Raw genomic sequence first — 22,340 nt, 5'->3', positions numbered from 1 at the left:
GTTCCCTTCATTTTTGGTGCGAGTTGTGATGCGTAGGTGGTTCGGTAGCTCAGGTGGTTTCGTGGACAACAAGCATGTCCGCGTCCAGTTCGCCGTCCGGGTAGAAGCAGGCGAATTGCTGGTCTGTGGGGGCTGGCGGCGCGGCCCTGCGGCCGGTGGAGGCCCCGGGCGCCGCTGCCGTTTCCAGGTGCGGCTCGATGGTCAGGCACTTCTCCTGCTTCGCGGGAGGCAGCGCGGCAAATACCGGGCAGCGGGAGGCGAAGTTGCAGCCCTTGGGCGCATCCAGCGGCGAGGGCAGGTCACCTTGCAGGATGATGCGTTCGCGGGTGCGCTCCAGCTGCGGGTCCGGGACCGGGATCGCGGAGAGCAGTGCCCGCGTGTACGGGTGGCGCGGGTTGTCGAAGACGCTGTCCACATCCCCGATCTCCACGATCTTGCCCAGGTACATCACGGCCACGCGGTTGGAGATGTGGCGCACCACGGAGAGGTCGTGGGCCACCATGAGGTAGCTCAGCCCGAGTTCCGCACGGAGCTGGTCCAGGAGGTTGATGACGCCGGCCTGCACCGACACGTCCAGGGCGGACACCGGTTCGTCCAGCACCACCAGCCTGGGGTTCACGGCCAGGGCGCGGGCAATGCCGATGCGCTGGCGCTGGCCGCCGGAGAACTGGTTGGGGAAGCGGTTGACGTGGTCCGGCTGGAGTCCCACGAGTTCCATCAGCTCCAGGATCCGCTTCCGGGTGGCCTGCCTGGTCATCCCGGCGTTCTCCAGGGGCTCGGCCAGGACTTCGTAGACGGTGAAGCGCGGGTCGAGGGCGCCGGTGGGGTCCTGGAACACCATCTGGAGTTCCTTGCGCATGGCGCTCCTGGTCCTGGCGTCGGAGGCGGCCTTGTTGCTGAGCCCGCCGATGATCACCTCGCCGTCCTGGTCCTTGTGGAATTCCATGATTTCCAGCAGTGTGGTGGTCTTGCCGCAGCCGGACTCGCCCACGATCGAGAAGCACTCGCCCTCGCGGATGTCGAAGCTCAGCCCGTCCACGGCCTTGACCGTGCCGATCCGCCGCTTGATGAGGGCGCCCTTCATCAGCGGGAAGTGCTTCTTGACGTCTTTGAGCTCCAGGACCGCCTTGCGCTCTTCGCGGGGGATGGCGTCGAAGCGCGAGACCGGAACGGCCGGGGCCTGGAAGATCTCATGGACGTCCGCCTCCGCGCCGAGGGAATCGGTCTTGATGCAGGCGGCCTTGTGCTCCATCGCGCCAATTCCGCCGCTTCCGCCGACCGGCCAAAGTTCCGGCTCGCCCTGCAGGCAGGCGTCGCTGGCGAGGGGGCACCGCGGCGCAAAGGAGCACCCGGTGGGAGTGTGGATCAGGTTCGGCGGAATGCCCTCGATCGGCACCAGCGAGGTCTTTTCCGCTGTGTCCACGCGGGGCACCGCGCCCAGCAAGCCCATGGTGTATGGCATCCGCGGGTTGTAGTAGATGTCGTCCACGGTGCCGGTCTCCACCGGCTTGCCCGCGTACATCACCATGATGTCGTCCGCCATGCCGGCGACCACGCCGAGGTCGTGCGTGATCATCACGACGGCGGCGCCGGTTTCCTCCTGTGCGGTGTGCAGCACCTCGAGGACCTGGGCCTGGATGGTGACGTCGAGCGCCGTCGTCGGTTCATCGGCGATGAGGACGCGCGGGTTGTTGGCGATCGCGATGGCGATCATGACGCGCTGGCGCATGCCGCCGGAGAACTCGTGCGGGAAGGCCCTGAGCCGGTCCCTCGGGCTGGGGATGCCCACCATGGCGAGCAGTTCGACGGCGCGGGCCTCCTTGGCCTGCTTGCTCATGGTGGGGTTGTGGACCGTGAGCGCCTCGATGATCTGGTTCCCGACCGTGTAGACCGGGGTCAGGGAGGACAGCGGGTCCTGGAAGACCATGGCAATGTCCTTGCCGCGGAACTGGCACATGGCCTTGTCGCTGAGTCCCAGCAGTTCCTTGCCCTTGAGCCGGACCGAGCCGGTGATCTCCGCCGTAGGGGGCAGCAGGCCCATGATGGCCATCGAGGTGACCGACTTGCCGGAGCCGGATTCGCCCACGATCCCGAGCGTCTTGCCGGGCAGCAGGTCAAAGTCAACGCCGCGGACGGCGTGCACCACACCGTTCTCCGTGTTGAAGCGGACATTCAGGTCGCGGACGGAAAGCACCGCATCCGTAGGGGCATGCAGTCCGGCCACGTGCAGCCGTTCGGCGGGGTTCATGGCGGTCAATTCGGTGTTGGCGGTGATTTCGCGGCTCATTGGTTTTTCTTCTTTGCGGTCTTCTGTGCGCCGTTCGCCTGTGTCTTGCCCGTACGGGCGCTGCTCCTCTTGGCGCGGCCAACGGAGCTGGAGCTGGGATCGAAGGCGTCGCGCAGGCCGTCGTTCATCATGGCCAGGGAACCGGTCAGCAGGAACATGACGGCCAGCGGAACCCAGAACATCCACGGGAACGTGGACACCTGGGACGTGGCCTGGCCGATCAGTACGCCCAGGCTGACGTCCGGGACCTTGATGCCGATGCCGATGAAGGAGAACGCGACTTCCGCCAGGATGGCGCCGGTCACGCCGCGGGTGATGTCCAGGACCAGCAGAGAACCGATGTTGGGGACGAGGTGCCGCCAGACGATGCGGCGCGGCGGGATGCCCATGTACTGGGCGGCCTTGACGAAGTCACGCTGCATGAGGGACATCGAGAGGGAGCGGATGAGGCGGGCGGTGCCCATCCAGCTGAAGACCAGCAGCACGACGATCAGCAGCAGCCAGCTGGGAAGCGTTTCCCGCAGGCCGTTTCCGCCGCCGCTTGTGGCCACGGCCACGACGAGCAGCGCCGGCATCATGATCAGGGCTTCGAGGACGAACAGCATGACCTTGTCCACCTTGCCGCCGAAGTAGGCCATGGTGCAGCCATAGACGGCGGCGATCAGCACCGAGACGAGGCCGACGATGAGACCGATCAGGATCGAGACCCTGGTGCCCTCCACGGTCAGGGCATAGAGGTCGATCCCGGCCTGGGAAGTGCCCAGCAGGTGCTCCCCGGACGGCGGCATGCCGATGTTGAAGGGGTCGAGGGTCTCCTTGTCCCAGCCGGAGAAGAAGCCGCCGACAAAGGAGAAGAGCGTCACTGCCAGGAAGATGACCAGGCCCGCTACGGCGGTCCTGTTGCGCAGGAAGCGCCGCAGGATGATGGTGGTCTTGCCGATCACAACGTCGTTGTTCTCGATTTTTGCCTCGTCGGCGATGGCAACCGGGTCGATGGCGTTCAGGTTGGTCATGGTTACTGCACCCGCACTCTCGGGTCGACAAGCGTGGTGGCAAAGTCAGCCAGGATAGCGCCGATCGCGAAGATCACGGAGCCATACGCGAGGGTCGCCGTGGCGGCGTTGACGTCCTGCAGGGCGATCGAGTCGATGGACCAGGCTCCGACGCCGTGCCAGGCAAAGATCTTTTCCGCGAAGAAGCCGCCGGCGAAGATGGCCGGGATGGTGAACGCGATGCTCTGGGCCACGGGGATGAAGGAAACACGCAGGGCGTGCCGGGTGATGGCCTGGTTGCGGGTCAGGCCCTTGGCCCGGGCCGTGCGGACAAAGTCCGCATTGACGTTGTCCAGCAGGTACTGGCGCTGGGCTATCTGGTAGGTGCCCCAGCCGACGATCGTGATGGCGAAGGTAGGCACCGCGTAGTGGGCGAGCATGTCCAGGAACTGGACCCACCCGTTCCCGTCCAGCCCGGGGGTGGAGATGCCGGTGACGAAAAATATCCGTTCGCCCACTGTCTCGTTGACGTTGATGGCGCCCAGCTGGACCAGGAAGTAGGCGATCGGCGCGGGCACGATGTACACAAGGTAGCTGTACGAGGTAATGACGCGGTCCGAGAACTTGTACTGCCGTGCCGCGGTATAGACCCCCAGGGCGACGCCGATGATCAGGGTCAGGATGATCGAGGCCAGGAAGAGCCGGGTTGAGATCCAGACCCGGTCACCGAACTCGGCATTGATAAAGGCGCCGTTGGGGCTGCGCCCCCAGTCCCAGCGGGTGACGATCCCGGTCAGCCAGTCCACGTAGCGCTCCCAGGGGCTGAGCGTCGGATCGAGGCCCTTGAGCCGGAAGGAATTGGTCACCTGCTCGGGAGTGGGCCGCGGGATGCGTTCCTGTTCCAGCAGCGCCGGCTGCAGCGTGCTGACCGCCAGGAAGTAACCGGCCGTGGTGGTCAGGAAGATCATGAAAACGTACGTGACGGCGCGTTTTGCGAGATATCGGAGCATGGCGCCTCTAGTTCTGAATCGCCGTTGTCCGCGCAGGGCCGGAGGCTGCGGGGCGGCCTGCAACGGCCTGCCTGCGCGCCGGATTCCTCACAAGATTCACGACGTTGGTCCTTCCGTAGTCCCCCTTCAGCAGGGGGTTTCCGCTGCCGATCAGGGATCTTGGCCAGCGGGTGTCTGGCCGCCCGCACGCCTTTCGACAATAGTCCTGGTGGACTATGTTGCGGGTCACATTCCAGAGGAAACTACCACATGGACACAGCCACCAGACTCGCTTTGACGGCAGAACCGCAGGTCTACCACCAGATCGTTATGAATAACTCCCGGCACTGGATTGACTGGCAGTGCCGGGAAATCCGGGCTAGTTTACGCCTTGCCGACTACGCGCGAAACAAGCTCGCGCCAGGACTCGGCGAGGCGCTCAGGTGCTATCCCATGCACCCTCACGGCGTGCAGGAGGCGCTCCGGCTCCAGGGTTGCACTCAAGGAAGTGGCCATGAGCCAGGGGTCGGCAGTCACCCCAGCTTCGCGCAGCAACATTTCGAGATGCCGGTGCCAGAGCACGGCGGCCGGCACGTCAAAGCGGTTGTAGGCGGAGACATCCGCGGCCCGTGCCAGTTCGCCGAATTCCAGCACCCAGGCAATGCGTTCGACGCCGAACGCGACGAGCCGTTCCAGCGGTGGGGCGCCGGGGCCCAGCGGCGGCGGGCCGAAAATGAACCGGCCCTGGAAACCGGCTTCAGCATCGCTGAGCAGTGTCATCATGAGCCCGGCGCGGCTGCCGAAGCGCCGGAACACGGTGCCCTTGCCGACGCCGGCACGCTGCGCGAGCGTGCCCATCGTGAGGCCGTCGACTCCGCATTCCTCGATGAACTCCCGGGCGGCACGGAGCAACAGTTCGCGGTTCCGCGCGGCGTCGCTGCGTTCGGATTCGCCGACCGGAACCGCGCCGGGCCCGGTGCCGGGGCGGGCTCCGGGCCGGGCGTCGGGCCGCAGTGGGATTAAGCTCACACCGCTCATTGTAGCCCCGGGAATATTAACCGGACCGCAGTCCGTTTAGCATCAGTGAAGGCCCAAAGCCTCGCATGATCAGCCAGCCGCAGGAACACCGCGGCGCGATACTCAGGAGTTAACATGTCCAAGAACACTGTCCTTACCCTGGTCGGCAGCCTCCGCGCCGGCTCCACCAACCAGAAGCTCGCCGAGGCCATCCAGCTGAACGCGCCGGAGCAGGTTGAGGTCCTCATCCACGACAGCCTCGGCAACATCCCGTTCTACAACGAGGACCTTGACGTCGAGGGCCAGGTGCCCGCCGCGGCAGCCGCCCTGCGCGCCGCAGCCAACGATGCCGACACCCTGCTCCTGGTCACCCCGGAGCACAACGGCACCGTGCCCGCCTCGCTCAAGAACGCCATTGACTGGCTGTCCCGCCCCTTCGGTGCCGGCGCCCTCAGCGGCAAGCCGACCGCCGTCGTCGGCACCGCTTTCGGCCAGTTCGGCGGCGTGTGGGCGCAGGATGAGGCCCGCAAGGCTGTCGGCATCGCCGGCGCCCAGGTCCTGGCGGACGTCAAGCTCGCAGTGCCGGGTTCGATGGTGCGCTTCGCCGAGGTCCACCCGAAGGACGACGCCGAGGTTGTCGAGCAGATCAAGGGCGTCTTCGCAGCGCTGGAAGTCTCCCGCACCGTTTCCGCAGCCTAGTCCGCGGCCCCGCTTCAGCTTTAGTCGCCCCCGGCAGCCTCAGGTTGCCGGGGGCGTCTTGCGTCCGGCCGCTATTTTTGTGAACAAACGTTTCCTGTGTGGCAACAAGGGTTGTATTCTGGAAAATGTGACCCACGAAACACTTGATGCCGCCGCAGAAGTACTTCCGGCCGAGGCAATTGACGCAATCGAACGTGCGGCTACGTCCGCCCACCGCCACGAGGAGCTTTTCTCGGAGCGCGCAGCAAACATCAAGCAGTCGGCCGTCCGTGATGTCTTCGACATCTCGATGCGGCCCGGACTCGTCTCGCTCGCCGGCGGGAGCCCGTACCTGCAATCACTCCCGCTGGAGCGGCTTGGACAGACCGCGGCGAAGATCATCGCCGAACAGGGAATGACCGCCCTGCAGTACGGCGGCGGCCAGGGGACGGAAGAACTCCGGACCCAGGTCTGCGAGGTCATGGCCGCCGAAGGAATCCTCGACGCCAAGCCCGAAAACGTCGTGATCACCGCCGGGTCGCAGTCCGCCCAGGACGTCGCCACCAAAGTGTTCTGCAACCCGGGCGATGTGGTCCTCGTCGAGGACCCCACCTACGTGGGCGCGCTGAACACCTTCGAGGCCTACCAGGTGGAGGTGGCCACGGTCCCGATGGATGAGGACGGCATCATCCCGGACCTGCTGGCGGCCAAGATCGCCGCGCTGCAGACCGCCGGTAAAAACATCAAGTTCCTCTACACGATCCCGAGCTTCAACAACCCCTCCGGCATCACCTTGTCCCAGGAGCGGCGGCAGCAGGTCGTCGATATATGCCGCAGTGCGAATATCTTGGTCCTGGAGGACAACCCCTACGGCCTGCTTCGCTTCGACGGCAAGCCGTTGACTCCTCTCCGCGCCGCCAACCCGGACGATGTCATCTACATGGGCTCCTTCTCCAAGATCTTCGCCCCGGGGCTTCGGATCGGCTGGGCCCTGGTGCCGGCCCATCTCCAGCGCCGCTACTACCTCGCCTCGGAGGCCGTGACTCTCTGCCCGCCGACGCTGAACCAGATGCTTGTCTCCGCCTACCTGCGGGACTACGACTGGCGCGGCCAGATTGAAACGTACCGCGGACTTTACAAGGAACGCTGCGATGCGATGCTCGCGGCCCTCGAGGAATATATGCCCGAGGGCCTGAGCTGGACCCGTCCCGAGGGAGGATTCTTTGTCTGGGTGACCCTGCCCGAGGGTGTGGACAGCTATCCCCTCCTGACGAAGGCGATCGACGCCGGCGTGGTATTCATTCCCGGTGCGGCATTCACGCATTCGGATGAACCGTCCAACAAGATCCGTCTGGCGTTCAGCGCCGTTCCGCCGGACTCCATCCGCGAGGGTGTCCGCCGGCTGGCGCCGGTCCTGCGGGAAGCCGTCGCAGCGTTGTAGCCTGAAGCATCACGGAAGCATGGCCGAAGACGATCGTTGACCTCAAGGAGCATTTTCATGACCGGAATTATTGTTGTCGGCGTCGATGGCAGCGAAACAGCCCTGAAGGCGGCGCAGACCGCCAAGGATCTGGCCGCCACTCTCGGCGCTACCCTCCACGTGGTCAGCGCCTTCGACAGCGACAGGACCGAGGTCTTCGGCAGCGGCAGCGACAAGTGGATTGTCTCCGATGCCGGTGAGGCGGAAAAGGTCGCGAGGAGCGTCGCGGACAGCCTCCGCACGCCTGCGGTCAACGTCACCTACGCCGCGGCCCGGGGAAAGCCCGCCGAAGCCCTGATCAAGGAGGCCGAGCGTGCCGGGGCCCGGATGATCGTGGTCGGCAACAAGCGCATGCGCGGAATCGGCAGGGTGCTCGGGAGCGTTGCGAACAGCGTGGCACACAACGCCCCCTGCGACGTCTACATCGCCAAGACCGACTCCGGCGACTGAGCCGGAGGGGCCGGAACAAGAACGCGTCAGGCCGTCCCGGTGCCCGCCGGGGCGGCCGTCTTCAACATCCGGCGCAGGATCTTGCCTGAGGCGGACTTCGGCACGGCGTCGATGAATTCCACCCGACGGACCTTCTTGAACGGCGCCACGTGGGCTGCCACGAAGTCCATCACGGCGGCCTCGTCAAGCCGGTCACCGTCGTCTCCGGGCTGGCGCACCACAAAGGCCATCGGCACTTCCTGGCCGTCGGCGTCGAGAGTCCCGATCACGGCGGCATCGGCGATGCCGGGGTTCGTGAGCAGCAGCGCCTCAAGCTCCGCGGGGGCGATCTGGTAACCCTTGTACTTGATGAGCTCCTTGAGCCGGTCCACGATCGTCACGACGCCGTCCGCCCGCACCGTTGCGACGTCCCCGGTGTGCAGGAAGCCGTCGGCGTCGAGTGTGTCCGCCGTTTCCCCGGGCCGGTTGAGGTAGCCGAGCATCACGTTCGGGCCGCGGCACAGCAGGTGTCCCGGGGCGCTGGTTCCTTCGGCGGGGACCTCGATCTCCTCCCCCGTGGCCGGGTCCACGAGGCGGCAGTCCATGTTGGGCACGGTGTAGCCCACCGAACTGACCGGCACGCCCGTGGCATCCACCGGGATCAGGTGCGAGACGGGGCTCATCTCGGTCATGCCGTAGCCCTGCAGCACCCGGCAGCCCAGACGCGCGGCAAGGCTGCCGCCGAGTTCGCCGTCGAGCGGAGCGGCACCGGACAGGGCGGTGTGCACCGAACTGAGGTCGTAGTCGGCGACGAGCGGATGCTTGGACAGCGCGACGGCGACCGGCGGGGCGATGAAGAGGTAGCTGCACTTGTGGTCCTGGATCACCCGCAGGAACTCGGACAGCTCGAACTTGGGCATCGTGACCAGGCAGGCGCGCTGCCGGAGCGCCAGGTTCAGCAGCACGGTCAGTCCGTAGATGTGGAAGAAGGGCAGCAGTGCCAGCAGTCGGTCTTCGGGGGCGACCTTCAGCAGGCCGCGCGACTGCTCCGCGTTCGCTACGAGGTTCCGGTGGCTGAGCATCACGCCTTTGGGCCGGCCGGTGGTTCCGGAGGAATAGGGCAGCACGGCCACGTGCGTGGCGGGATCAAAGCTGACCTCGGGGGCCGGCGCGCCCGCGCTGAGCAGGTCCCGCAGCGAGGGGTGGCCCTCGGCGCCGTCGAGCACCACGAGCCGCTCGGCCGGGATCCCGGCCCGGGCGGCTGCCTCAAGGGCGCCGGGCAGCAATGCCGAGACGGTGAACAGCCACTCCGCCCCGGCATCGGCGAGCTGCAGGGCGATCTCATCCGCCGTGTAGAGCGAGTTGACCGTGGTCACCGTGGCGCCGGCCCGCAAGAGGCCATGGAACACGACGGCGAAAGCCGGGACATTGGGGCACAGGATTGCCGCCACGCCATGGACGCCGAGCCCCTGGCCCGCGACGGCCCCGGCCAGGGCATCGATCTGCCCGAGCAGCGTGCGGTACGTGGTTTCCGCGCCGCTCGTGCCGTCCACGACGGCGATCCGGTCCAGGTCCTCCTCCCGCAGGCCGCTGAAGAGGTAGTCGTACAGGCTGACGTCGGGAACATCCACGTCGGGGAACGGGCTCGAAAACACGCAGCATCTCCTTTGATCCGCGTCCGCCGGGCCGGCGGCGGCTGGTGCCACTCTAATGCCGTCCGGCGGGCTGGGACAGGAAAGTGCCGATTTGACCCGCGTCACGGCCGGCCGCGCTCCGTCCGCCCGAGTCCTGCCAACGTCAGTCCAGCAGCAGCGCGGGCTCTTCGAGGATCGCGGCGACGTCGGCCATGAAGCGGGCCGAGAGGTCCCCGTCCACCACGCGGTGGTCGAAGGACCCGCCCAGGGTGGTGATCCAGCGCGGAATGACTTCGCCGTCGAGCACCCAGGGCTTCTGCTTGATGGTGCCGAAGGCCACGATGGCCACCTCGCCGGGGTTGATGATCGGCGTGCCGGTGTCGATCCCCAGCGCGCCGATGTTGGTGACGGTGAGGGTTCCGCCCTGCATCTGGGCGGGCTGGGTCTTGCCGGCGCGTGCGGTGGTGGCCAGCTCATTCAGGGCCAGGGCCAGCTCCTTGAGCGAGAGGTCCTGGGCGTTCTTGATGTTCGGCACCATCAGGCCGCGGGGCGTGGCAGCGGCGATGCCGAGGTTCATGAAGTGCTTGACATGGATCTCCGCGGAATCGCTGCCGTCCGGGTTGTCCACCCAGGTGGCGTTCACGCTGGGGTTCCGGGCCGCGGCCCAGATGACGGCCTTGGCCAGGATCAGCAGCGGCGACACCTTGATGCCTTCGAAGTCCCGGGAGGCCTTGAGCCGCTTCACGAATTCCATGGTGCGGCTCGCGTCGACGTCCACGAAGATGCTGACGTGCGGGGCGGCGAAGGCCGACTCGACCATGGCCTTGGCGGTGGCCTTGCGGACGCCCTTGACCGGGATCCGTTCGATCCGTTGTTCCTGCGGAGCGCCGGACTTGCCCCAGAAGGTGTCCGCCTTGTCCACTTCGGCGTCGCGCTGGGCCTGGTAGCTGACCAGGTCCTCGCGGGTCACTTCGCCGCCGGCGCCGGTGGGGACGACGTCGGACAGGTCGATGCCGAGGTCGCGCGCAATCTTGCGCACGGGCGGCTTGGCCAGCACCCTGCCCAAGAGACCTGTGATGGCGCCGCCGAGCGTGGGGCGCTGGTCGATGCCTTCAGTGGGGACGGGGCGTTCCGGGACGGTCCCAGGCTCGACCACCGGGACGGGGGTGACTGAGCTTGTCGAAACCGCCGGCTTGATCGCCGGGCCGGCAACCCGACGGCGGCGCTTTACGGCGTCGGCCTTGGGGCCGGAACCTACCAGCGGACCGCCGGCCGGGCGCCCGGCTGACCCGCCGTCGTCGGAGGCATCCTCCTCAAGTTTCCCGTACATGGGAGCGTCAACTGCCGGCGCCTTACCGGCAGGAGCCGCGGGGGCCGCCGGAGCGGCAGCAGCCGGGGCTGCGGCGGCGGGCGCGGCGTCCGCGGCCGCGGCGTCGGACACGCTGATGATGGGGGTCCCGACGTCGACCGTGACACCCTCCGGGACCAGCAGTTCGGTGACCGTGCCGGCGAACGGCGAAGGCAGCTCGACCAGCGACTTGGCGGTCTCGATCTCGCAGATGACGTCATTGACGGCCACGGTGTCGCCGGCCTTGACCTTCCAGGAGACGATTTCGGCCTCGGTCAGCCCTTCGCCCACGTCGGGGAGGTTGAACTTGTGGAGAGTCATGTTGTCCTTGGTTTGGGAAGGCGTCTCAGTACAAAAGGCGTCAGAAGGAATCAGTAGGAAAGGGCACGGTCGAGTGCCTCAAGGATGCGGTCGATGTCCGGCAGGTAGTCTTCCTCCACCTTGGCCACGGGGTAGGGCATGTGGAACCCGCCCACGCGGATGACCGGCGCCTCGAGCGAGTGGAAGGCCCGCTCGCTGACCCGGGCCGCGATTTCGCCGCCGATGCCGCCGAAGGTGGGGGCCTCGTGGGCCACGATCAGCCGGCCGGTCTTCTTGACGGAGGCCGTGACGGTGTCGAAGTCGATCGGCGAGATGGAGCGCAGGTCGATCACCTCGACGCTGCGGCCGTCCTCGGCGGCGGCGTTGGCCGCGGCGAGGGCCACCGGCACCAGCGGACCGTAGACCACCACGGTGGCATCCGTTCCCTCGCGCAGCACGTGCGCCTTGAAGGGGTCCGCGGACGCTCCGGGGGATTCGGTGTCCACCTCGCCCTTGAGCCAGTAGCGGCGCTTGGGCTCGAAGACGATCACGGGGTCCTGGCAGTCGACGGCCTGCTGGATCATCCAGTAGGCATCGTGCGGGTTGGACGGGGTGATGATGCGCAGGCCGGCCGTGTGGGCGAACAGCGCCTCCGGCGACTCCGAGTGGTGCTCGATCGAGCCGATGCCGCCGCCGTAGGGGATCCGGATGACCACCGGCACGGTCAGGTTGCCGTTGCTGCGCGAGTGCATCTTGGCCAGCTGCGTGGTGATCTGGTTGAACCCGGGGAAGACGAAGCCGTCGAACTGGATCTCGCAGACGGGCAGGTAGCCGCGCAGGGCCAGGCCGATTGCGGTGCCGATGATGCCGGACTCCGCGAGCGGGGTGTCCACCACGCGGTCCGCGCCAAACTCGGCGATGAGACCGTCGGTGACCCGGTAGACGCCGCCCAGGGCTCCGATGTCCTCGCCCATGAGCAGGGCCCGGGGGTTATTCCCCAGGGTCGCGCGGAGGCCCTCGTTGATGGCCTTGGCTATGGTCATGGTGGTCATCAGTGGGCCGCCTCTGTCTCTGCCTGGGCGGGTTCCGCCTGGTCGGCGAACCCCGCGCTGTACTCCTCGAACCAGGCCAGCTCCTCGGCCACCAGCGGGTGCGCCTCCACATAGGCGTTGGCGAACGCGGTCCGGATGTCCGGGGTTTCCAGGTCGTGGGTGGTCTTGCGGACGTAGGCGGCGAGTTCATCGCCGTCGGCCCTGACCTGCTCAAAGAAGGCGTCGTCCGCCAGGCCTTCGGCGCAGAGGTACTTTTCCAGGCGTTCCAGCGGATCCTTGGCCCGCCACAGGGCCTCCTCGGCGGATTCCCGGTACTTGGTGGGGTCATCCGCCGTGGTGTGGGCGCCGACGCGGTAGGTGAAGGCCTCGATCAGCACCGGGCCGTTGCCCTCGCGGGCATGCTCCAGCGCCCACTCCGTCACCGCGTGCACGGCGATCACATCGTTGCCGTCCACCCGGATACCCGGGAAGCCATAGCCCTTGGCGCGGTTGGCCAGCGGGATGCGGGTCTGCACCGAGCTGGGCACGGAGATGGCCCAATGGTTGTTCTGGCAGAAGAACACGACGGGCGCATTGTAGGAGGAGGCAAACACCATGGATTCGTGGACGTCGCCTTCGGAACTGGCGCCGTCACCGAAGTAGACCACGACCGCGGCCTTGGGCTCCGGAGCCTGGCCCGCGGCGTCATTCGGGGTAGCGGCAGCGGCCGCAGCGGCAGCCGCGAGTTTCTGGTCCCGCTGGATGCCCATCGCGTAGCCGACGGCGTGCGGGGTCTGCGCCGCCAGGACCAGCGTGTAGAGGTGGAAATTGGTGTCCTTGGGGTTCCAGCCGCCGTTGGACACGCCGCGGAACTGGCGCAGGAGCTCCGCCAGATCGACGTTGCGCGTCAGCGCCACACCGTGCTCACGGTAGGTGGGGAATATGTAGTCCTGCGGCTGGCTGGCCCGGCCGGAACCGATCTGCGCCGCTTCCTGGCCGGTCAGCGGGACCCACAGCGCAAGCTGCCCCTGCCGTTGAAGAGCCGTGGCCTCGACGTCGAAGCGTCGGATCGTAGCCATGTCGGCATAGAAGCCGCGCAGCTTTTCCGGATCCAGCCGCTCCGCGTATTCCGAGAAGACCGGGTCGGTGCCCAGCGTCCCGTCGGGGGCCAGCAGCTGCACCATCGGCCCGGCCGGGTCGCCGAGTTGGGCTTCGGCCGCCGCCTCGCGCTGGTCGTCCATGTCGGTTCCGTCGAACTCGGTAGAGGGCAGATGTGTGTCGCCCATACCGTCTCCTTGCCTGCCGCATCCGGATGCGCCGCAATCGCTGGGATATATGCCGAACCGGTAATACATTCCAGATCCGGCATATATTTTGGCTTACTCGTCCTTACTTTATCCGCAGGCCCTCGCCCGCGGCCGTCATGTTAAGCGCTAGGAACGCCGTGGCGGTTTTGTATAGATCGCACAGAGTTCCAGGAAGCGGGTGTTGGCCTCGGTCTCACCGATGCTGACCCGAACCCCCTCGTCCCCGAAGGCGCGTACCGAAAGTGCACGCTCCCCCGCAAGGGCGGCGAATTCCGCACTGTTGGAACCCAGGCTGAGCCAGACAAAGTTGCCCTGCGCCTCCGGGACAAACCATCCAAGCTCGCGGAGCCCGGCCGTGACGCGGTCCCGTTCGTCCACCAGGCTTTGTACCCTTTCTACAACCTCCTCGAAATGCTGCAGCGAGGTGACAGCGGCGATTTCGGCGATCTGGGACACCGCGAACGGGGTGGCAGTGACGCGCAGGTGCTGGGTGAGGTCCGGGTTGGACACGCTGTAGCCCACGCGCAGGCCGGCCAGTCCGTGGGCCTTGGAAAAGGTCCGGAGCACCACCACGTTCGGGTACTTGCGGTACATCTCGATGCCGTCAACGGCGCCTTCTGCACGGACGAACTCCTGGTAGGCCTCGTCGATGACGACCACGACGTCGGAGGGAACCGTCTTGAGGAAGCGCTCGGTTTCCGCCGTGGTGAGTATGGGCCCGGTCGGGTTGTTGGGGGTACACAGCAGGATCATCCTGGTGCGGGCCGTCACCGCTGCCGCCATGGCGTCCAGATCGTGGCGGCCGTCGGCGGTCAGCGGGATCCGGACACTCTCGGCGCCGGCCACGCCGACGCAGATCGGGTACGCCTCGAACGAGCGCCAGGCGTAGATGACCTCGTCCGGCTTGCCGTCGTCATTCTGGCCGGCGAAGGTGGCCAGCAGCTGGTTCAACGCTCCGAGGCTTCCGGCGCCGGTGACGATGTCCTCGGCGGGAACGTCCAGGAACTCCGCGAGCGCGCCGCGCAGCCTGCTGCTCAGCGGATCGGGATAGCGGTTGAAGTCGGTCTGCGCCGCAATGGCCTGCCGCACTGCAGGGATCGGGGGCAGCGGGTTTTCGTTGGAGGAAAGCTTGTAGCTGACCACGCCCTCGACGGGGACGGGCGGTTTGCCGGCCGCGTAGCGGGGAAGGAGGTCTACCACCGGGCGGGGCCGGATTCCCCCGGCCGTGTTCTCTGATGAAGTCATGCCAACTAGCCTACTTCGCGTCCCTGCTGCCGCCGGTGCCGGATATGACAGCATGGGTCCATGCGCTCATTCATCGTTCGGGTCATCATCAACGGGCTGGCCCTCGGAATCGCGAGCTGGATCCTCCCCGGCCTGGACACCTCCACCACGGCCACCACCGCTGCGGTGGGGAACAGCGGCGTCACGGAGGGCACGGACACCATCGGGATCGTCCTGGCGTACCTGTTCATCGGTTTGATCTTCGGCGTGGTCAATGCCCTCGTCAAACCCGTCGTCAGCCTGCTGTCCCTCCCGATCACCATCCTCACCCTGGGCCTTTTCACGATTGTCATCAACGCCGCGATGCTCTACCTGACGTCCTGGCTGAGCGGCTACACCTCGGTGCACTTCACCATCGACACCTTCTTCTGGACCGCGGTGTTCGCGGCCATCATCATCACGGTGATCTCCCTCGTGGCCGGTCGGCTGGCGGGCGCCGGGAGGCGCTGAGGGCCGCTACGCTCAGATCTCAGCTTTCCGCACGCGGTGCCCCGCCGGTCTCCGTCCCGTCTTCCCATCCGGTGTCCTGTCGGGTTTTCCGTCCGGCTTCCTGTCCGGCCCGCCGCGCCCAGCCTCCACCCTGCGGTCGCCCTGTTGCGCGGGCATCGGGTCGCGCCGGAGCGCGAACCGGGTGACCGTGGCTGCACCGCCACCCCCCACCACGGCCGCGAGCGCTGCGGTGGAGGACTGCAGGGAGGGGTCCTTGCTCGCGGCGATGGATTCCGCTCCGGCCGTATAGTTGCCGAGGCGGTGCCCGGGGCCAAGGCCGAAATCCGCCAGCGGCGGGATGTCCAGCGCGTTGGTCAGTGTCACGGTCACCCGGTCCCTGGTGTCAGGGTTTGCCAGCCCGTCGGCCCCCGGCACCCAATCCTGTTCGTGTTCCAGATGCAGGCTGCTGATCCCTGGCCCCGGGCTGATGCCGCCCACCGGTGAACCCGCCGTCAAGACAAATTTCAGATCATATTCGGCCAGGAATGCCTTGTCCTGGCTGAGGTTCATGGCATGGATACCGCCCTGGCTGTAGCCCACGGCAGCAAGCGGCTCCCCTGCCTCCGCGCCCGCCTCCCGCAGGGCCTGCCGGATGGCCGGCGTCGTCTCCGCCGATCCATACCCCAGCCCCTCCGCGATGCCCAGGGTATCGAAGGGGTTCGTGCCGGCGGGCAGTCCGTCCAGCTGCGTCCCCGGGAGGATGACCACCCAGGCCGGCCGGCTGCCCGCATCGAACCGCAGGACTTCAATGTCGCCGCTCCTGCCGCCCACGGTCCCGGCACGGAACAGCAGCCCTGCCGGCGAAGCATCGACGTCCTCAATCCTCGTTTCCGCCCCGGCGATCCGGACCGGACGGGGCCGGAGGAAGCCCAGCCCCGGCGCCGACCCCAGTGCATGGACGGTATCACGGACACCCGGAGAACCGCCGGGCGTCCCCATGCCACGGGCAAGGCCGGCCGGCACTCCCAGCAGGATCGCCAGCCTCCCGGACGCCAGGGATGCCTCATCCTCCACGACGTCACGAACGGTCATCGCCGGCAGGCCGAACAGGCCCCACAACGGCCCGTAGCCCGGGCCGAACCGGCCGATCCGCAGGAGCAGGCTGTTCCGTGCTTCGGTGAATTCATACTCCCGGTGGCTCGCCCTGACATCCCGGCAGAGTCTCTCGAGGCCATCCCGGACCCGCCCCAGGGCACGGGCTCCCTCCCCGGCCGTGATGATGGCGTTGCTGCCGCTGGTGTAGGAATCGTCCTGATAGGGGAACAGGGCCCGCCGCACCGCATCGGTCTCCGCCTCAAGGGACCCGAGCTGGCCCACCAGCGCGTCGAGCGCCCCGGCTCCGGCGAGCAGCTCCTCGAACTGGAAGCTGAGCCCACCGACCCCGCCGCGGATCCGGAGGAACCCGTCGGCGGCGGGAGCAGAGGGCCGGGGCGCTCCCCCGGAATCTGCCGGCGTCGCCTCGGCCATCAGGACCCCCGCCGGCCGGAGGACAGCACCACGTTCTGGGCGTGCCGGAGCAGAACGGCGACGGCGTCCTGCAGGACATTACGGCTGCGGCGCAGGGATGCAGCCTGCAGGGACAGTGCAGTCCGGTAGGCGCGTCCGGCCGGCGACTGCCAGCCCTGCAGCTCCAGCCGCACCAGCTGGGAGAGCACAGCATCCGCTTGGTCTGCACAGGCAGCCAACCGGGCCGCAAGCTGCTGGACTTCGTAGCTGCGCGAGGCGCACGCCAGGGCATCAGCTGCCGTCAGATTGCCGCTCACTGTGCCGGTCATCCCCGTGGTCATGACACTGACGCTAGAGCGGCCGGAAGCCGTGCTGAAGCTCCCCTCCCGGCTATGTGCACAACACAGGTGGCCAAGCCCGCTCCGGGAGCCCGGGACGGACAACACCTGAGTCATACGGAACGGCGCACTTAAGGCACAGTGCCACTTCGTGAAAGAATCGGGACATGCCTGAAACTGCCGCCACAGCCGATACCCGCACGCCGTCCGGACGCCTGGCCCTCGCCGCGTCCTCACAACAGATCGCGCTTGGCCCGCTGGACGGCCGGTACCAGTCCGCCGTCGCGCCGCTGGTCGACTACCTCTCCGAGGCCGCCCTCAACCGCGACCGGGTCGCCGTCGAGGTTGAATGGCTCATCCACCTGACCGGCAACAACGTGCTGCCCGGCGCCGGACCGCTGACCGCGGAGCAGCAGGAGAAGCTGCGCGCCATCGTCACCGAATTCGACGCCGACTCCGTCAGTGAACTGGCCGATATTGAGGCCGTCACTGTGCACGACGTCAAGGCCGTCGAGTACTACATCGGCCGCCGCCTGAACGGCATCGGGATCGAGCACCTGACCGCCATGGTGCACTTCGGCTGCACCTCCGAGGACATCAACAACCTCTCTTACGCCCTCGGCATCAAGGGCGCCGTGGAGGACGTGTGGCTGCCGGCCGCCCGTCAGCTGGTCGCCCAGATCAGCGCCATGGCCGAGGCCAACCGGGCCGTGCCGATGCTCTCCCGCACGCACGGCCAGCCGGCCACCCCCACCACGCTCGGCAAGGAACTGGCCGTCATCGCGCACCGGCTGACCCGTCAGCTGGACCGCATCGCCCGGACCGAATACCTCGGCAAAATCAACGGCGCCACCGGCACCTACGCCGCCCACGTGGCATCGGTCCCCGGCGCCGACTGGCAGCACGTCGCCAAGAGCTTCGTTGAAGGCCTTGGCCTGAGCTGGAACCCGCTGACCACGCAGATCGAAAGCCACGACTGGCAGGCGGAGCTGTATGCCGACGTCGCGCGGTTCAACCGGATCCTGCACAACGTCTGCACAGACGTCTGGAGCTACATTTCCATCGGCTACTTCGTGCAGATCCCGGTCGCAGGTGCCACCGGCTCCTCCACCATGCCGCACAAGGTCAACCCGATCCGCTTCGAGAACGCCGAGGCCAACCTGGAGATCTCCTCCGGGCTCCTGGATGTCCTGGGCTCCACGCTGGTCACCTCCCGCTGGCAGCGCGACCTCACCGACTCTTCCTCGCAGCGCAACATCGGTGTGGCCTTCGGCCACTCGCTCCTGGCCATCTCCAACGTGGCCAAAGGCCTCGACCGCCTGGACGTCGCCGAAGACGTGCTGGCCGCGGACCTGGACACCAACTGGGAGGTCTTGGGCGAGGCGATCCAGATGGTCATGCGCGCCGAGGCCATCGCCGGCGTCGACGGCATGGAGAACCCCTACGAGCGGCTCAAGGATCTCACCCGCGGCCAGCGCGTCGACGCCGCCCGGATGCAGGAGTTCGTCCAGAGCCTCGGCCTCTCCCCCGCCGCCGAAGCCCGGCTGCTGGCGCTCACTCCTGGTAGGTACACCGGCATCGCGGACAAGCTGGTGGACCACCTTAAATGAGGCTTCTGCTCATCCGCCACGGCCAGACGCCCGGCAATGTCCTGGGCCAGCTGGACACCGCCCATCCCGGGCCTGGGCTGACCGAACTCGGTGAGCGGCAGGCCGCCGCCCTGGCACGGTCGCTGGCGAATGAGCAGATCGATCTGATCTTTGCGTCCACCCTGATCCGCACCCAGATCACCGCGGCGCCGCTGGCCACGGCGCGGGGGCTCGGGGTCGAGGTGCTCCCGGGGCTGCGGGAGATTGAAGCCGGGGCGCTGGAAAAGCTGACTGACCGGGAATCGCATATGCGCTACCTCCGGACGGTGTTCGGCTGGGCTGCCGGCGAACTGGACCGCCGGATGCCGGCCGGCCCCAGCGGGCACGAATTCTTTGAACGATACGACGCCTCGATCGCGCGGATTGCCGCCACGGCCGCAGGAGCGGGCAACGCCGGGACGGTGGCCGTGGTCAGCCACGGCGCCGCGATCCGCGTCTGGGCCGGGCTGCGGGCCGCCAACATGGAACCGGACTTCGCCGCCCGGCACGTGCTGGCCAACACCGGGATCGTGGCCCTGGAAGGGGACCGCGACGGCGGCTGGCGGCTCATCCACTGGGACGACAGTCCGGTGGGCGGACTCAGCCTCGCGGACCCGACGGCGGAGGACCCCACCGGCCGCTCGGTGTAGCGGAGTTCTCCGAAGCCTTACGCGCAGGAAACACAGCCGAAACCGGCGCTGCCTAGCCTTGATCTGCATAACCCTTCGGAGAATCGAGGCAGTCATGCAGACCAACCCGCGGCTGAACATCAGGCAGGTCACCTGGGCCAACCCCGTGGGCGCCGATCTGCGCGCTGCCCAGCAGGCGGAACTGGACGCCCGCTTCGGCACCAGCGACCACGAGCCCGGGCCGCCGCCGTCGGAAGCCGACACCGCAGTGTTCCTCGTGGCGCACGACAAGGCCTCCGGCCAGCCCGTGGGCTGCGGCGGACTGCGGATCCTGGGCGACCACACTGCCGAGATCAAGCGGCTCTACGTGCTGCCGTATACGCGCGGTTCAGGCGTGGCCAGTTCGATTCTGGCGGCGCTCGAAGCCCACGCGCATGCGCTCGGCATCACCTCCATCACGGCAGAGGCGGGCTCGGCCCAGCCCGACGGCCGGCATTTCTACGAGAGTTCGGGCTTTGAACCGGTGCCGAACTTCGGGCCCTACGTCGGGGTGGAGCACTCGTACTGCTACGCCAAGGCCATCGACTCGCACAGCGCCGCACACACCGCCATGGCCTAGCAGGAGTTTCCTAGCTAACGGGTCCACGGTCCAGGAAATGTCGGCCGTCGGGCAGCCCCACGACCTCGTCCCCGGGTGCAGGGCGCAACCCTTCGGACGGGCTGATCTGCCCGTTCCCGCGGCGTTGACCGGATGGGCCAACTGTAGTGAGATTGGGCCACCTTGAATGAGACAGGACACAACAAGTATCGACTTCAGGGAACCACCGCACTCCGCGCGGCCAGATGGCAGGTTCACGCAATCATCGTTATCGGCTAAATATCAGGCTACCAAGTGGCCTGATATTTAGCTAAACTTTGGGCATGAGAACGGTGCCGCTAAGTGAAGCGAAAGACAAGCTTTCCGCCCTCGTGGAAGAGGCGGACAAGACCCACGAAATCATTCAAATCACCAGACACGGACACCCGTCCGCCGTGCTGATGTCTGCGGATGACCTTGAATCCCTTCAGGAAACGATCCACTGGCTTTCGCGGCCGAACATCCGAGAAGACCTGGAGCAGGCCAAGCATGACATAGCCGAGGGCAAGACGGTCAGCGGTGACAAATTGCGCCGTGAATTTGGATTGCCGCCGAGGTGACTGAACAGGGACCGTGGAAGGTTGAAGTCACCAGCCCCGCGCTCAAGGGATTCCGCCGGCTGCCGGAGAAAGCCGCCACGGCGATCGTCGAATTCATCACCGGTGTCCTGGCTGACGATCCCTACAGGCTCAGCAAACCGCTGACCAACGAACTGCTGGGCCTGCGCACGGCACGCCGCGGCGACTACCGCGTGCTGTTCACCCTCGATGTCGAAGACCACATCATGTACATCCACCGCATTGACCACCGCGCCGACGCCTATAGGCCACGCTAGCCGCTTGCCTGCTCCTGCTGCGGCCCCGTATGGCGCGTTCGATTCCACCTGAATCACAGGGCTGAGGACACTGAGGGCGTGGACGGCGTGTCCAACACCTTCGTCTACACGGTGCTGCTCATGGTCATCACCGGAGTGACGATGTATCTGGTCTACGGCAGATCCGGCCGGAAGCCTTCCAAAAAGGCGAAGGCCGGCGCCGATGACAAGGAAGGCACGACGCCGGTCCCGGTGGAAGCCGCGCGGGACGAGCCCGTCCGCGTGCCCTGACCGGCCGGTTAGCGGACGCCCTATGGGCGCCTCGTGGGGTGCCTAGCGGGTGCCGGGCCAGCCGGTGTAGGCCTCGGCGAGGTAGGCGCGGCCGTGGCGTGACGAGACCACCGAGTTGAGCTCGCCGAGCTGGCGGGCGCGGGCGAAGTCGTCTGCGCCGGCCGGGGTGTGCAGCATGGACGTCATCCAGTAGGAGAACTGCTGCGCCTTCCAGACCCGGTCCAGGGCGCGGTCGCTGTAGCCATCCAGGAGCGCGGTGCTGCCGGTCCGGTAGAAGCTGTCCAGCCCTTCGAAGAGCACCTTGACGTCGTGGAGTGCCAGGTTCAGGCCCTTCGCGCCGGTCGGCGGGACGGTGTGGGCCGCATCCCCGGCCAGGAAAAGTTTTCCGTGCCGCATCGGGGCGTGCACGAAGCTGCGGAACTTCAGGACCATCTTGTCGATGACCGGGCCTTCCTTGAGTTCGAACCCGTTGCCGTTCACCCGGCTGCGGAAGGCGTCCCAGATGCGGTCCTCGTCCCAGTTGTTGACGTCCTCGTTGGGATCGCACTGGAAGTACATCCGCTGCACGGTCTCGGTGCGCTGGCTGATCAGGGCGAAGCCGTTCCCCGAGTTGGCGTAGATCAGCTCATCGGAGCTGCGCGGCGCCTCGGCCAGGATGCCGAACCAGGCGAAGGGGTATTCGTGGAAGTACCACTTGCGCTGCGCCTCGGGAATCTGGAAGCGGCAGTGGCTGCGCGAACCGTCCGCGCCGGCGATGAAGTCGGCCTGGAGTTCGTACTCGACGCCGTCCGCATCCGTAAACCAGACCCGTGGCTTGCCTTCGATGTCATGGATCGTGGTGGCGGTGACGCTGTACCGGACGTCGCCGCCGTCGGCCCTGCGCCGTGCGGCGAGGTCGGCGAAGACGTCGGTCTGCGGGTAGAGCCAGACGGATTCGCCGACGAGGTCCTGAAAATCGATCCGGTGGCTTTCCCCGTTGAAGCGCAGTTCGATTCCGTCGTGCCGGTCCCCGTCGCGCAGGACGCGGTCCGAGACGCCGCTGTCCACGAGCAGGTTCACCGAGCCGTGTTCCAGGATGCCGGCGCGTACGGTTTCCGAGATGTCCTGGTAGCTGCGGACCTCGATGACGGTGGAGTCGATCCCCGCCCCTGCCAGGAGGTGGGACAGCATGAGCCCTGCCGGGCCGGCGCCCAGGATGGCGACCTGGGTGGTGATGACTTGACGGTTGGCCATGTGTTCCTCGCTTCGTTGCGGCTCGGGAAGTCTCTGGCTACAGTCTGCGTCCGGTGGCG

General features: G+C 67.0%; 22 protein-coding genes. 10 read left to right on the top strand and 12 right to left on the bottom strand.

Going from position 1 to position 22,340, the window contains the following annotated elements:
* Window positions 1–49 precede the first annotated feature (49 nt).
* From ACVWZ8_RS08730 to ACVWZ8_RS08715, 4 genes are all read right to left on the bottom strand, one after another.
* On the bottom strand, window positions 50–2,287 hold the full coding sequence (locus ACVWZ8_RS08730; RefSeq protein WP_456504390.1) for a dipeptide ABC transporter ATP-binding protein: 2,238 nt from the start codon (window positions 2,285–2,287) through the stop codon (window positions 50–52).
* Window positions 2,284–3,300 (bottom strand): ABC transporter permease, encoded by a 1,017-nt coding sequence (locus tag ACVWZ8_RS08725; RefSeq protein ID WP_456504389.1) that lies wholly within the window; start codon window positions 3,298–3,300, stop codon window positions 2,284–2,286. Before ACVWZ8_RS08725 ends, ACVWZ8_RS08730 begins: the two co-directional genes overlap by 4 nt.
* Window positions 3,301–3,302: 2 nt before the next feature.
* Window positions 3,303–4,289, bottom strand: a complete 987-nt coding sequence (locus tag ACVWZ8_RS08720) for an ABC transporter permease (RefSeq protein ID WP_354239109.1) — start codon at window positions 4,287–4,289, stop codon at window positions 3,303–3,305.
* Between the two features lie 363 nt (window positions 4,290–4,652).
* On the bottom strand, window positions 4,653–5,297 hold the full coding sequence (locus ACVWZ8_RS08715; protein WP_426979672.1) for a TetR/AcrR family transcriptional regulator: 645 nt from the start codon (window positions 5,295–5,297) through the stop codon (window positions 4,653–4,655).
* Between the two features lie 123 nt (window positions 5,298–5,420).
* On the opposite strand from ACVWZ8_RS08715, the gene ACVWZ8_RS08710 reads away from it, so the two are divergent.
* From ACVWZ8_RS08710 to ACVWZ8_RS08700, 3 genes are all read left to right on the top strand, one after another.
* Entirely contained in the window at window positions 5,421–5,984 is a 564-nt protein-coding gene (locus ACVWZ8_RS08710) for an NAD(P)H-dependent oxidoreductase (RefSeq protein WP_426979673.1), read from the top strand.
* A gap of 127 nt (window positions 5,985–6,111) precedes the next feature.
* Window positions 6,112–7,404, top strand: coding sequence for an aminotransferase-like domain-containing protein (locus tag ACVWZ8_RS08705; RefSeq protein ID WP_426979674.1), 1,293 nt, complete (start codon window positions 6,112–6,114; stop codon window positions 7,402–7,404).
* Between the two features lie 57 nt (window positions 7,405–7,461).
* Window positions 7,462–7,893 carry a universal stress protein gene (locus ACVWZ8_RS08700; protein WP_426979675.1) on the top strand — a complete coding sequence of 144 codons (432 nt, stop codon included), beginning with the start codon at window positions 7,462–7,464 and terminating at the stop codon, window positions 7,891–7,893.
* 26 nt (window positions 7,894–7,919) lie between these two features.
* Here ACVWZ8_RS08700 and ACVWZ8_RS08695 read toward each other — a convergent pair whose 3' ends face one another.
* From ACVWZ8_RS08695 to ACVWZ8_RS08675, 5 genes are all read right to left on the bottom strand, one after another.
* Entirely contained in the window at window positions 7,920–9,527 is a 1,608-nt protein-coding gene (locus tag ACVWZ8_RS08695; protein ID WP_456504388.1) for an AMP-binding protein, read from the bottom strand.
* 142 nt (window positions 9,528–9,669) lie between these two features.
* Window positions 9,670–11,175, bottom strand: a complete 1,506-nt coding sequence (locus tag ACVWZ8_RS08690; protein ID WP_426979677.1) for a dihydrolipoamide acetyltransferase family protein — start codon at window positions 11,173–11,175, stop codon at window positions 9,670–9,672.
* A gap of 50 nt (window positions 11,176–11,225) precedes the next feature.
* The gene (locus tag ACVWZ8_RS08685; RefSeq protein WP_426979678.1) at window positions 11,226–12,206 is read right to left on the bottom strand and encodes an alpha-ketoacid dehydrogenase subunit beta; all 981 of its coding nucleotides are present in this window, start codon (window positions 12,204–12,206) and stop codon (window positions 11,226–11,228) included.
* Window positions 12,206–13,471: a pyruvate dehydrogenase (acetyl-transferring) E1 component subunit alpha gene (gene pdhA, locus ACVWZ8_RS08680; RefSeq protein WP_426979679.1), complete on the bottom strand. Its 1,266-nt coding sequence runs from the start codon at window positions 13,469–13,471 to the stop codon at window positions 12,206–12,208. Before pdhA ends, ACVWZ8_RS08685 begins: the two co-directional genes overlap by 1 nt.
* A gap of 147 nt (window positions 13,472–13,618) precedes the next feature.
* Window positions 13,619–14,737: a histidinol-phosphate transaminase gene (locus ACVWZ8_RS08675; RefSeq protein ID WP_456504387.1), complete on the bottom strand. Its 1,119-nt coding sequence runs from the start codon at window positions 14,735–14,737 to the stop codon at window positions 13,619–13,621.
* A gap of 60 nt (window positions 14,738–14,797) precedes the next feature.
* On the opposite strand from ACVWZ8_RS08675, the gene ACVWZ8_RS08670 reads away from it, so the two are divergent.
* Window positions 14,798–15,226: a phage holin family protein gene (locus tag ACVWZ8_RS08670; RefSeq protein WP_456504386.1), complete on the top strand. Its 429-nt coding sequence runs from the start codon at window positions 14,798–14,800 to the stop codon at window positions 15,224–15,226.
* A gap of 12 nt (window positions 15,227–15,238) precedes the next feature.
* On the opposite strand, the gene ACVWZ8_RS08665 is transcribed toward ACVWZ8_RS08670, so the two are convergent.
* Both ACVWZ8_RS08665 and ACVWZ8_RS08660 read right to left on the bottom strand, forming a co-directional pair.
* A complete protein-coding gene (locus tag ACVWZ8_RS08665) occupies window positions 15,239–16,732 on the bottom strand; it encodes a hypothetical protein (RefSeq protein WP_456504385.1) in 1,494 nt (497 codons plus the stop codon).
* Complete coding sequence (locus ACVWZ8_RS08660) at window positions 16,732–17,052, bottom strand: hypothetical protein (protein ID WP_456504384.1); 321 nt, start codon at window positions 17,050–17,052, stop codon at window positions 16,732–16,734. Before ACVWZ8_RS08660 ends, ACVWZ8_RS08665 begins: the two co-directional genes overlap by 1 nt.
* Before the next feature lie 164 nt (window positions 17,053–17,216).
* Between ACVWZ8_RS08660 and purB the strand changes: the two genes are divergently transcribed.
* The 6 genes from purB (at window position 17,217) to ACVWZ8_RS08630 (ending at window position 21,048) form a co-directional block, all read left to right on the top strand.
* Window positions 17,217–18,659, top strand: a complete 1,443-nt coding sequence (gene purB / locus ACVWZ8_RS08655; RefSeq protein WP_426979684.1) for an adenylosuccinate lyase — start codon at window positions 17,217–17,219, stop codon at window positions 18,657–18,659.
* Window positions 18,656–19,327: a histidine phosphatase family protein gene (locus ACVWZ8_RS08650; protein ID WP_456504383.1), complete on the top strand. Its 672-nt coding sequence runs from the start codon at window positions 18,656–18,658 to the stop codon at window positions 19,325–19,327. The genes purB and ACVWZ8_RS08650 overlap by 4 nt, the downstream gene beginning before the upstream one ends.
* A 94-nt stretch (window positions 19,328–19,421) precedes the next feature.
* Window positions 19,422–19,925, top strand: a complete 504-nt coding sequence (locus ACVWZ8_RS08645; RefSeq protein ID WP_426979686.1) for a GNAT family N-acetyltransferase — start codon at window positions 19,422–19,424, stop codon at window positions 19,923–19,925.
* A gap of 302 nt (window positions 19,926–20,227) precedes the next feature.
* Window positions 20,228–20,503: a type II toxin-antitoxin system Phd/YefM family antitoxin gene (locus ACVWZ8_RS08640; RefSeq protein WP_456504382.1), complete on the top strand. Its 276-nt coding sequence runs from the start codon at window positions 20,228–20,230 to the stop codon at window positions 20,501–20,503.
* A complete protein-coding gene (locus ACVWZ8_RS08635) occupies window positions 20,500–20,778 on the top strand; it encodes a type II toxin-antitoxin system RelE family toxin (protein WP_456504381.1) in 279 nt (92 codons plus the stop codon). The genes ACVWZ8_RS08640 and ACVWZ8_RS08635 overlap by 4 nt, the downstream gene beginning before the upstream one ends.
* Window positions 20,779–20,856: 78 nt before the next feature.
* Complete coding sequence (locus tag ACVWZ8_RS08630) at window positions 20,857–21,048, top strand: hypothetical protein (protein ID WP_456504380.1); 192 nt, start codon at window positions 20,857–20,859, stop codon at window positions 21,046–21,048.
* A 42-nt stretch (window positions 21,049–21,090) separates the two neighbouring features.
* On the opposite strand, the gene ACVWZ8_RS08625 is transcribed toward ACVWZ8_RS08630, so the two are convergent.
* Window positions 21,091–22,281, bottom strand: a complete 1,191-nt coding sequence (locus ACVWZ8_RS08625; RefSeq protein ID WP_456504379.1) for a 4-hydroxybenzoate 3-monooxygenase — start codon at window positions 22,279–22,281, stop codon at window positions 21,091–21,093.
* Window positions 22,282–22,340 lie beyond the last annotated feature (59 nt).

The sequence above is a fragment of the Arthrobacter sp. UYCu723 genome (assembly GCF_054059215.1).
This window is presented reverse-complemented; position numbering and strand designations above follow the sequence as displayed.

Coding starts and splice junctions, on each gene's coding strand:
- ACVWZ8_RS08730 (WP_456504390.1), bottom strand. CDS start 2,287: ATGAGCCGCGAAATCACCGCCAACACCGAATTGACCGCCATGAACCCC.
- ACVWZ8_RS08725 (WP_456504389.1), bottom strand. CDS start 3,300: ATGACCAACCTGAACGCCATCGACCCGGTTGCCATCGCCGACGAGGCA.
- ACVWZ8_RS08720 (WP_354239109.1), bottom strand. CDS start 4,289: ATGCTCCGATATCTCGCAAAACGCGCCGTCACGTACGTTTTCATGATC.
- ACVWZ8_RS08710 (WP_426979673.1), top strand. CDS start 5,421: ATGTCCAAGAACACTGTCCTTACCCTGGTCGGCAGCCTCCGCGCCGGC.
- ACVWZ8_RS08700 (WP_426979675.1), top strand. CDS start 7,462: ATGACCGGAATTATTGTTGTCGGCGTCGATGGCAGCGAAACAGCCCTG.
- ACVWZ8_RS08690 (WP_426979677.1), bottom strand. CDS start 11,175: ATGACTCTCCACAAGTTCAACCTCCCCGACGTGGGCGAAGGGCTGACC.
- ACVWZ8_RS08685 (WP_426979678.1), bottom strand. CDS start 12,206: ATGACCACCATGACCATAGCCAAGGCCATCAACGAGGGCCTCCGCGCG.
- pdhA (WP_426979679.1), bottom strand. CDS start 13,471: ATGGGCGACACACATCTGCCCTCTACCGAGTTCGACGGAACCGACATG.
- ACVWZ8_RS08675 (WP_456504387.1), bottom strand. CDS start 14,737: ATGACTTCATCAGAGAACACGGCCGGGGGAATCCGGCCCCGCCCGGTG.
- ACVWZ8_RS08670 (WP_456504386.1), top strand. CDS start 14,798: ATGCGCTCATTCATCGTTCGGGTCATCATCAACGGGCTGGCCCTCGGA.
- ACVWZ8_RS08665 (WP_456504385.1), bottom strand. CDS start 16,732: ATGGCCGAGGCGACGCCGGCAGATTCCGGGGGAGCGCCCCGGCCCTCT.
- ACVWZ8_RS08660 (WP_456504384.1), bottom strand. CDS start 17,052: ATGACCACGGGGATGACCGGCACAGTGAGCGGCAATCTGACGGCAGCT.
- purB (WP_426979684.1), top strand. CDS start 17,217: ATGCCTGAAACTGCCGCCACAGCCGATACCCGCACGCCGTCCGGACGC.
- ACVWZ8_RS08650 (WP_456504383.1), top strand. CDS start 18,656: ATGAGGCTTCTGCTCATCCGCCACGGCCAGACGCCCGGCAATGTCCTG.
- ACVWZ8_RS08645 (WP_426979686.1), top strand. CDS start 19,422: ATGCAGACCAACCCGCGGCTGAACATCAGGCAGGTCACCTGGGCCAAC.
- ACVWZ8_RS08640 (WP_456504382.1), top strand. CDS start 20,228: ATGAGAACGGTGCCGCTAAGTGAAGCGAAAGACAAGCTTTCCGCCCTC.
- ACVWZ8_RS08625 (WP_456504379.1), bottom strand. CDS start 22,281: ATGGCCAACCGTCAAGTCATCACCACCCAGGTCGCCATCCTGGGCGCC.